Origin of the sequence: Streptomyces nanhaiensis, assembly GCF_046614825.1 — a bacterium.
Taxonomy (GTDB): domain Bacteria; phylum Actinomycetota; class Actinomycetes; order Streptomycetales; family Streptomycetaceae; genus Streptomyces; species Streptomyces radiopugnans.
Map to the genome: position 1 here is coordinate 1 of NZ_JBKJFM010000214.1, position 7959 is coordinate 7959.

The 7959-nt window shown below is 76.5% G+C and carries 9 protein-coding genes; 2 read left to right on the forward strand and 7 right to left on the reverse strand.

Going from position 1 to position 7959, the window contains the following annotated elements:
* Both ACLIYP_RS28120 and ACLIYP_RS28125 read right to left on the reverse strand, forming a co-directional pair.
* The coding region (locus tag ACLIYP_RS28120; protein WP_412715909.1) for a hypothetical protein at positions 1-206 on the reverse strand (206 nt) is incomplete at its 3' end.
* Between the two features lie 41 nt (positions 207-247).
* Positions 248-817 (reverse strand): winged helix-turn-helix domain-containing protein, encoded by a 570-nt coding sequence (locus tag ACLIYP_RS28125; RefSeq protein WP_412715910.1) that lies wholly within the window; start codon positions 815-817, stop codon positions 248-250.
* A 139-nt stretch (positions 818-956) separates the two neighbouring features.
* Between ACLIYP_RS28125 and ACLIYP_RS28130 the strand changes: the two genes are divergently transcribed.
* Together ACLIYP_RS28130 and ACLIYP_RS28135 are read left to right on the forward strand one after the other, a co-directional pair.
* Positions 957-2456: an AlkA N-terminal domain-containing protein gene (locus ACLIYP_RS28130; protein ID WP_412715915.1), complete on the forward strand. Its 1500-nt coding sequence runs from the start codon at positions 957-959 to the stop codon at positions 2454-2456.
* On the forward strand, positions 2453-2935 hold the full coding sequence (locus tag ACLIYP_RS28135; RefSeq protein ID WP_412715911.1) for a methylated-DNA--[protein]-cysteine S-methyltransferase: 483 nt from the start codon (positions 2453-2455) through the stop codon (positions 2933-2935). The genes ACLIYP_RS28130 and ACLIYP_RS28135 overlap by 4 nt, the downstream gene beginning before the upstream one ends.
* A gap of 158 nt (positions 2936-3093) precedes the next feature.
* On the opposite strand, the gene ACLIYP_RS28140 is transcribed toward ACLIYP_RS28135, so the two are convergent.
* The 5 genes from ACLIYP_RS28140 to ACLIYP_RS28160 form a co-directional block, all read right to left on the reverse strand.
* A complete protein-coding gene (locus ACLIYP_RS28140) occupies positions 3094-4131 on the reverse strand; it encodes a DUF2637 domain-containing protein (RefSeq protein ID WP_412715912.1) in 1038 nt (345 codons plus the stop codon).
* Between the two features lie 300 nt (positions 4132-4431).
* Positions 4432-5298, reverse strand: a complete 867-nt coding sequence (locus ACLIYP_RS28145; protein ID WP_412715916.1) for a (2Fe-2S)-binding protein — start codon at positions 5296-5298, stop codon at positions 4432-4434.
* 101 nt (positions 5299-5399) lie between these two features.
* A complete protein-coding gene (locus tag ACLIYP_RS28150; protein ID WP_412715913.1) occupies positions 5400-6248 on the reverse strand; it encodes a hypothetical protein in 849 nt (282 codons plus the stop codon).
* Between the two features lie 168 nt (positions 6249-6416).
* Entirely contained in the window at positions 6417-6614 is a 198-nt protein-coding gene (locus ACLIYP_RS28155) for a DUF3099 domain-containing protein (protein ID WP_410535835.1), read from the reverse strand.
* 96 nt (positions 6615-6710) lie between these two features.
* Positions 6711-7959, reverse strand: a 1249-nt coding sequence (locus ACLIYP_RS28160; RefSeq protein WP_412715914.1) for a PucR family transcriptional regulator, incomplete at its 5' end; no start/stop codon positions are given.

Here is a 7959-nt window from a genome sequence, read left to right on the forward strand (position 1 = left end):
CGCCGCGCGGTGACCAGTGAGCCGCTGCGCAGCCCCGCCTCCACCAGGGCCCAGCCGACCCGGCGGCGCACCGCACCGGCCCTGCGTGGAGGCGGCGCCGTACGCCGGACGGAGCGCGCCAGGCGCCGGCCGTCCGCCTCGCGCCGTAACGCGGCGGCGCGGTCCCGGGCGAGGCGGAGGCGGATCTCGGGGTGCGGAGGGTGCACGGATGCCTCCGGGGTTCGGGCCGGCGCAGCCGGCGGTTCGGTCAGTCCTCGGCGCGGGGGAAGGAGTGCAGATGGACGCGGACGCGCTCGGCCCGCTCGTCGCCGGCGGCCCTCTCCCGGTAGCTCTCGACCAGTTCGTGGAGCCTGGCGTTGAGTTCGCCCGCCAGCTCGGGGGTGAGCCGCAGGGTGAAGCCGCTGAGGTCGGATGACTCGCGCCACTCCTCGGGCCAGTCCCGCATCGTGCCCAGCCAGGTGTTCAGCTCGCGGGCGTGACGGGTGGCGGTCTCGTGCATCAGCAGGGACAGCGCGCCCCGCACCTCGGGGTCGGGGTGCCGGTCGATCTCCCCGATGCCGTCCAGCCGCATGCCCCGTTGCGCGGCCCGCCACCAGCGCTCACGCGCGGTGTCCTCCTCGACGAAGCCGTGTGCGGCGAGCTGCCGCAGGTGGTAGCCGGTGGCCCCGCTGGACTCGTCGAGCCGGTCGGCCAGCCGGGAGGCGGTGGCGGGGCCGTACTCCTGCAGGGCGTCGAGGATGCGGATGCGCAGGGGGTGGGCGAGAGCGCGCGGGGAGCGCGGATCGAGCGAGCGGATGGGGCGCCGGGCGTCCGTCATACGGTGACCGCAGCAATGCAAAGATTCCTTTGCAACGCTTTCCTTGCAATTCCCTCCTGGGGAGGGCGGGCGGACCGTCACCACCGCGTCCGATTTCCGCCAGTGGCGGCCCGCCGCGCGGCGCACACTGGATCGCGTGATGGACGACGAGGCCAGGTACGAGGCGGTCCGCAGCCGCGACGAGCGGTTCGACGGCGTGTTCTTCACCGGCGTGCTCACCACCGGCATCTACTGCCGCCCGAGCTGCCCGGCGGTCACTCCCAAACGGGGCAACGTGCGGTTCTTCCCCTCGGCCGCCGCCGCCCAGCGGGCGGGCCTGCGGGCGTGCCGCCGCTGCCGGCCCGACGCCGTACCGGGTTCGGCCGAGTGGAACGCGCGGGCCGACCTCACCGGCCGTGCGATGCGGATGATCGCCGACGGGGTCGTGGACCGCGAGGGCGTCGAGGGACTCGCCCGGCGGCTGGGCTACAGCGCCCGCCAGATACACCGCCGGCTCACCGCGGACCTCGGCGCCGGCCCCGTGGCCCTGGCCCGCGCCCAGCGGACGCACACCGCCAGGGTGCTGCTCCAGACCACCGCGCTGCCGGTCACCGAGATCGCCTTCGCCTCCGGCTTCGCCAGCGTGCGGCAGTTCAACGACACCATCCGCGAGGCCCACGCCTGCACCCCGCGCGAACTGCGCGCCCGCGGCCGCGCCAGGGCGGCGGCCCGGGAGGCCGCCGAGGGCGGGGGAGTGGCGCTGCGGCTGGCCCACCGGGGCCCGTACGCGGCCGCGGAGATCTTCGGCTTCCTGCGGCGGCGGGCCGTCCCCGGCGTCGAGGAGGTCACCGGAGAGGCCGGCGCCCGCACCTACCGGCGCACCCTCGCCCTGCCCCACGGCCACGGCGTCGCGGAGGTCCGCGAGAGGGCGGACGAGGCGGGTGGCGGCCCGGGCGGCTGGCTGCCGTGCCGGCTGCACCTGACAGACCTGCGGGACCTGACCACCGCCGTGCAGCGGATGCGGCGGCTGTTCGACCTGGACGCCGACCCGTACGCCGTCGCCGACCGCCTGGGCCGCGACCCGCTGATCGGGCCCCTGGTCCACCGGCTGCCGGGGCTGCGCTCGCCGGGCGCGTCCGACCCGCACGAGGCGGCGGTGCGCGCAGTACTCGGCCAGCAGGTCACCGTGGGCGCGGCCCGTACGCTTGCGGGCGCGCTCGTGGCGGCGTACGGCAAACCGCTGCCCGCCCCCGACGGCCGCCTCACCCACCTCTTCCCCGACCCCGGGACCCTCGCCGGGGCGCCCCTGGAGGAGTTGCGGATGCCCGGCTCCCGCCGCCGCGCGGTGCGCGCCGTGGCGGCCGCCCTCGCCGACGGCGCCCTCGTCCTCGACCCCGGCGCCGACCGGGACGAGGCCGAACGGGCCCTGCTCGCCCTGCCCGGCATCGGCCCGTGGACGGCCGGCTACGTCCGGATGCGCGCGCTGGGCGACCCCGACGTCTTCCTGCCCGGCGACGCGGGGGTGCGGCACGGGCTGGAGCGGATCGGGGCCCGCGCGCCGGACGCCGAACGCTGGCGCCCCTGGCGCTCCTACGCCCTGCACCACCTGTGGAACGCCACCCTCACCCCGTCCCGAACCGAGACCGCGGAGAAGCGATGAGCACCCTCTACACCACCTGCCCCAGCCCGCTGGGCGAGCTGCTGATCGCCGGGCCCGAGCCCGGCGTACTGGCCTCGGTCAGCGTGCCCGGTCAGAAGGGCGGCGCCCGCGTGCTGCCCGGCTGGCGGCGCGACGACGCGGCCTTCGCCGACGTGGTGCGGCAGTTCGGCGCCTACTTCGCCGGGGAGCTGAGGGAGTTCGACATCGACCTGGCCACCGGGGGGTCGGACTTCCGCGAGCGGGTCTGGGCCGCCCTTGAGCGCATCCCCTACGGCGCCACCGTCACCTACGGCGAACTGGCCGCCATGGCGGGCCTGGAGCCGCGCTCGGTACGGGCCGTCGGGGGAGCGGTCGGCGCCAACCCGCTGACGGTGGTGCGCCCCTGCCACCGCGTCATCGGCGCGAGCGGATCGCTGACGGGGTACGCGGGCGGCCTGGAGCGCAAGAAGCTGCTGCTGACCCTCGAAGGGGTGCTGTGAGGGCGCCGTGAGGGCGCTGCGAGCCGCCGTACCGCGGGCCTCCGTGCCGTGAGAACCGCCGGTGGTCGCCGGTGCGCGCCGGTGCAACGGTACGGCCGCCGCGGTCGGTGGGCACCGGCCGCGGCGGCCGCGGGGAGAACCGTGAGGAGCCGTGAGGATCAGCCGAACTGCTTCTCGATGGCGGCGAGTTTGGCCTCCAGCGAGTCCAGCCGGGGACTGGTCAGGCTCTCGTCGGAGCCGAACGGGTCCGCCGGGCGGGGCGGGTCCACCTTGCGCAGCCCGTCCGCTCCCAGCGCGCCACCGCCCGCGGCGTCGTCCGAGCCGGCCCGGAGCGCGGCGCGCGGCCGGGCCGGCTGCGGGGAGCCCGCGCTGACCTCCAGCTCCACCTGCTGCGCGTCGGCGCCGCGGCCCAGCCGGCTGATCGCCCGCAGCCGGGCCCGCTCCAGCTTCCGCTGCTCGCGCTTGCGGGCGCGCTCCTCCTCCTTGCGGCGGCGGTCCTCGCGGACCTCGTCGACCGCCTCGTCCAGCGTCCGCACGCCCTCCAGCAGCATCAGCGACCAGGCGGCATAGGTCTCGCGCGGTGCGCGCAGCCAGCGCACCACCCGGATCTGCGGCAGCGGACGCGGCACCAGGCCCTGCTCGCGCAGGGCGGCGCGCCGGGTCTGCTTGAGCGCCCGGTCGAAGAGGATGGCCGCAGCGATCGACATGCCCGCGAAGAACTGCGGGGCGCCGGCGTGCTCGTCGCCGCGCGGGGCGTGCACCCAGTTGAACCACGCCGCGGCGCCCGCGAAGAGCCACACCAGCAGCCGCGAGCCGAGGGAGGCGTCACCGTGGCTGGCCTCGCGCACGGCGATGACGGCGGAGAACATCGCGGCGCCGTCCAGGCCGAAGGGGACCAGGAACTCCCAGCCGCCCGACAGTCCCAGGTTCTCCCGTCCGAAGCCGACCAGGCCGTGGAAGGAGAGCGCGGCGGCGACGCCGGCGCAGCAGAAGAGCAGGACGTAGGAGGCGATGGCGTAGACCGTCTCCTTGCGGCGGCGGCGCTCCTCCATCCGCTCCCAGGAGTCCGTGTTCTGGTCTTCCTCGGTCCTGTGGCGGCCTTTTCCACGGCCCATCAACACGACCGCGACCAGGGCGCCGACGAGCAGTACGGCACCCGCCAGCACCCAGTTCATCGATATGTCCGTCAGTCTCATCCGGGGGTGTCCCTTGCCTGGCGGCATGCCGTGAAGACGGCCCCGCCGTGCTCGCGTTGGCTTCGTTGACCCGCAGCATCCTGGCGGAAAAAAGATTGTGTGGCAGGCCCTTTGAGCCTGAAAACCGCCGATGGTGGCCAGAACGTGCGAACAGGAGTGTAGCGAGCCGCAATCACCGCCGATAACCGGTCAGACGATCGAACCTCCGGGGAAGTTCGTCCCGACCGGCCCGTCCGTCCCCGCCCGGCCCGTGCGAAGGCCCCGCCCCGCCCCGGCCGGGGGCCGGGGGCGGACGGCGGATCAGGCGCGCGCGGCGCTCAGCCGCTCCACCCGGTCGGCGTCGCACGTGCGCGGACAGGTGACGCAGGTGTCCTGTGGGCGCAGCGTGTAGAACATGCAGCAGCTCGCCCGGTCCCGGGTGGGGTACCTCTCGCCGTCCGGCCCGGACAGCTCCCGGAAGGCGGCGCCCCGCGGGAACGGGGCGACCGAGCCCGGCAGCAGCAGCTCCGCCTCGGCCATCGCGCGCCGCTCCTCGCCCAGCAGGTGGCCGACGTACCACAGGCCCTCGGTGATCTCGTCCGTCGCCATGCCCCACAGCGCGCGCGGTCCGCGGCGCATCCGCGGCCCGAACGCCTCCAGGACGGGGCCGAGGTGCTCGGCCACCGCCTCCCGCACGGCCGCCCGCAGCGCCTCCTCGCCCTGGACGACCCGGGCCCCGGGCAGGGCGGCGGCCGGATCGCCGGGCAGGCAGGAGAACTCCGCGGCGTGCACCGCCAGCCGGCCCGAGGCGCGGTCGTAGGCCACCGAGCCCACCGGGACGCGCGGCACCCGGCGGTGCAGGAACCAGGGGAGGGTCATCAGCAGGCAGACCGACCAGGCGTAGCGGTGCAGGCCGAAGCCGGCGACCACGTCGGGCCGGGCCCGCTGCCCGTAGTCGCGCCGCACCTGCTCGTCGTCCCAGGCCAGGAAGGCGTCCAGGACGGCGCCGCCCTCGGCCAGTTCCGCCGAACGCACCCAGCCGCCGCCGCGCGGCAGGTCGCCGGTCCCCCGCACCTCGGTGACCCGCAGGCTGGGGAGGACCTCGGCCAGGCGGTCGTAGGCCGCGGCCAGCGGCGAGGGCGCGGTGGGCGCCTTGGGGGCCTCGGGCGCGGGGGCGAGGGTGCACATGGCCATGCGGGTACCACCGAATCGACGGCTATAACAGGTAAGGCTTACCTTAGCTCACGTGATCGGTGCCGGGCAGCGCCCTCCCGCACGAGTGGCGCGCGTCACTCCGCCGAGTCCCCCGCAGGAGCCGGTCCCGGCGCCGGGGACGGCTCCCCGCCCTCCTCAGCCAGCCGGCCGGCCAGCCAGCTCGGCACCCCGCCCAGCAGGCGGAACAGCCGCCGTGCCTCGGCCCGCAGCCGTTCCGCCTCCGGCTCCGGCTGGACGTCCGCCAGAGCAACCAGGGCCGGCGCCATGCCCACCAGGTAACCCAGCTCCTCGCGCAGCCGCAGCGACTCGGCGAAGCCGTGCCGCGCCTCGGCCAGCTCCCCGCCGCGCAGGGCCAGCCCGGCCAGGTGCCGCCAGGTGAAGGAGCACAGCAGCGCGTCCTCCTGGGCGGTGGCGGCGGCGTGCGCCCGGCGGTACGCCGCCCGCGCCGCCTGGGGGCTGTCGCCGAAGTGCTCGGTCATCAGGCCGCGCCGGAAGTCCAGCATCGCCCGCCGGGGGGAGTCGGGCGGCAGGAGCGCGGCGGCCCGCCCCAGCGCGGCACGGGCCTCGTCGGCCCGGTCGCGTACGGCCAGCACCGTCGCCGCATAGGCCAGATGGCCGCGCTCGCAGGCGGCGGCTCCCCGCTCCTCGTCCGTGGCGGCCAGGGCCTCGGCCACCCGCAGCGCCTCCTCGGCGCGCTCCCAGCCGTCGGCGGTGAACATGCAGCGCTCCACCAGCAGCCCCGCCCGGCGCAGCGCGGCCCCGGCGTCGTCCCGCGCCACCCCCGGCTCCAGCAGGGCCGCCGCGTCCTCCCAGCAGCCGCGCGACCTCAGCCGCCACACCGCGTGGTCGAGAGGACCGCCCCCCGCGTCCGCGCCCGACCCGGCGCCCGATCCCGCACCCTCCAGCCGTACCGAACGTGACATGGCGGTCTCCGCCACAGTGCCCTCCCCAACCAAGCGCGCCGTCGAGCCGGATGTGAGCGAATCCCAGCACGAACACCGGGGCCCCGCCAAGGGGTAAGTGTGAACGGTTTCACAATCTTGGTCAGCTCTTGACACGCCCCGGACGGCGTGCTGGGCCGACTGCCGGAGTCATTCGTCCCACCAGCGGTCGTCCGGCTCGCGCCGGTTGGCGACGACCGCCGCGACCGGCGGGATGACCATGGCCACCAGACACATCGCGATCGCCAGCGGGACCGACCACAGGCGCACGAAGGCCCACGCGCCGACGAAGAGGGCCAGGCACAGACCCATCAGCGCGAAGTAGCGGCGCCGCCTGCGCGCGTACACCCTTCCAGCGTAGGGCGGCCCCGCCGCGGGCAGAGTGGGGCGGAGTGGGACGGGGCGGGACGGGAGCGGGCGGCCGGCGGGGACCGGCCGGGGGCCTCAGCGCATGCGCAGGGCCAGGAAGAAGTCCACCTTGTCCTCCAGCCGGGACAGGTCGCGGCCGGTGAGCCGCTCGATGCGGCCCACCCGGTAGCGCAGGGTGTTGACGTGCAGATGGAGATGGGCGGCGCAGCGCGTCCAGGAGCCGTCGGAGGCGAGGAACGCCTCCAGGGTGGGCACCAGCTCGGCGCGGTGGCGCCGGTCGTACTCGTACAGCGGGTCCAGCAGCCGGGCGGTGAAGGCGCGGCGCACGTCGTCGGGCACGAAGGGCAGCAGCAGGACGTGCGAGGCCAGTTCCTCGTGTCCGGCCGCGCAGACCCGCCCCGGCCGGGCGGCGGCCACGCGCCGGGCGTGGCGGGCCTCCTCCAGGGCCCCGCGCAGGCCCTCGGGGGAGTGGACGGCGGCGCTGACCCCCAGGGTCAGCCGTCCGTCGGGCCCGCCGAGGCCGTCCAGGCCGTGCTCCAGCGGGGCCCGCAGGCAGTCGAGCAGCGCGGCGGCGGCGAAGGCGCCCTCGGCCCCGGCGGGCGGCCCGGCCGCCTCACCGGTCGCTTCCTCGCCGGCCTTCCCGGCGGTGGCCTTCTCCTCGGCGGTCTCCTCACCGGCGGTCTCCTGCCCGGGAGCCGCGGGAAGCGGGACGAGCGCGACGGCCTCCCCGCCGGCCGGCACCACCGCGACCCCCTCCGCCGTTTCCCCGCCGCCGTCCGGACCGGCCAGCGCCTCCTCCAGCAGGGCCCCGGCGGCCCGGGCCCGCTCGTCCTCGGGCAGGCCGGGGCCGCCCTCCCAGTCCAGCCGTGCGACGACCACCTGCCACAGGGGCGCGGCCCCGGCCCCGGGCAGCAGCGCGGCGGCCGTCACCCGCAGCCGTGCGGCGACCTCGGCCGACGGCGCGTCGGCGCGGAGCAGCTCCAGCACCTCCCGGGCCAGGCGGCGCCCCACCGAGCGGGCGGCGTCCCGCCGTTCGCGCTCGGCCCGGACCAGCCGGGTGACGCCGTGCAGCAGGTCCAGCCGCTCGGCCGGCCACTCGTCCGCGTCGGCCTCCACCGCCAGCAGCCAGCCCGAGAGCGCCGACAGCACCGCCTCGCGGCGGTCGGCCCCCTCCGTACCGGCCGGCGGGCCGCCCACCAGGCCGCTGTAGTCCAGCGCGCAGGCGAGCACCGGCACCCCGCCGTCACGTCCCCACAGACTGCGCTCGGCGATGACGCTCTGCAGCCGCCCGGCGTCCGCCTCCAGCAGTGCGCGGACGTGACGG

Excerpts from the sequence above, each read along its gene's own strand:
- ACLIYP_RS28125 (WP_412715910.1), bottom strand. The coding sequence starts at position 817 with ATGACGGACGCCCGGCGCCCCATCCGCTCGCTCGATCCGCGCTCCCCG.
- ACLIYP_RS28130 (WP_412715915.1), top strand. The coding sequence starts at position 957 with ATGGACGACGAGGCCAGGTACGAGGCGGTCCGCAGCCGCGACGAGCGG.
- ACLIYP_RS28135 (WP_412715911.1), top strand. The coding sequence starts at position 2,453 with ATGAGCACCCTCTACACCACCTGCCCCAGCCCGCTGGGCGAGCTGCTG.
- ACLIYP_RS28140 (WP_412715912.1), bottom strand. The coding sequence starts at position 4,131 with ATGAGACTGACGGACATATCGATGAACTGGGTGCTGGCGGGTGCCGTA.
- ACLIYP_RS28145 (WP_412715916.1), bottom strand. The coding sequence starts at position 5,298 with ATGTGCACCCTCGCCCCCGCGCCCGAGGCCCCCAAGGCGCCCACCGCG.
- ACLIYP_RS28150 (WP_412715913.1), bottom strand. The coding sequence starts at position 6,248 with ATGTCACGTTCGGTACGGCTGGAGGGTGCGGGATCGGGCGCCGGGTCG.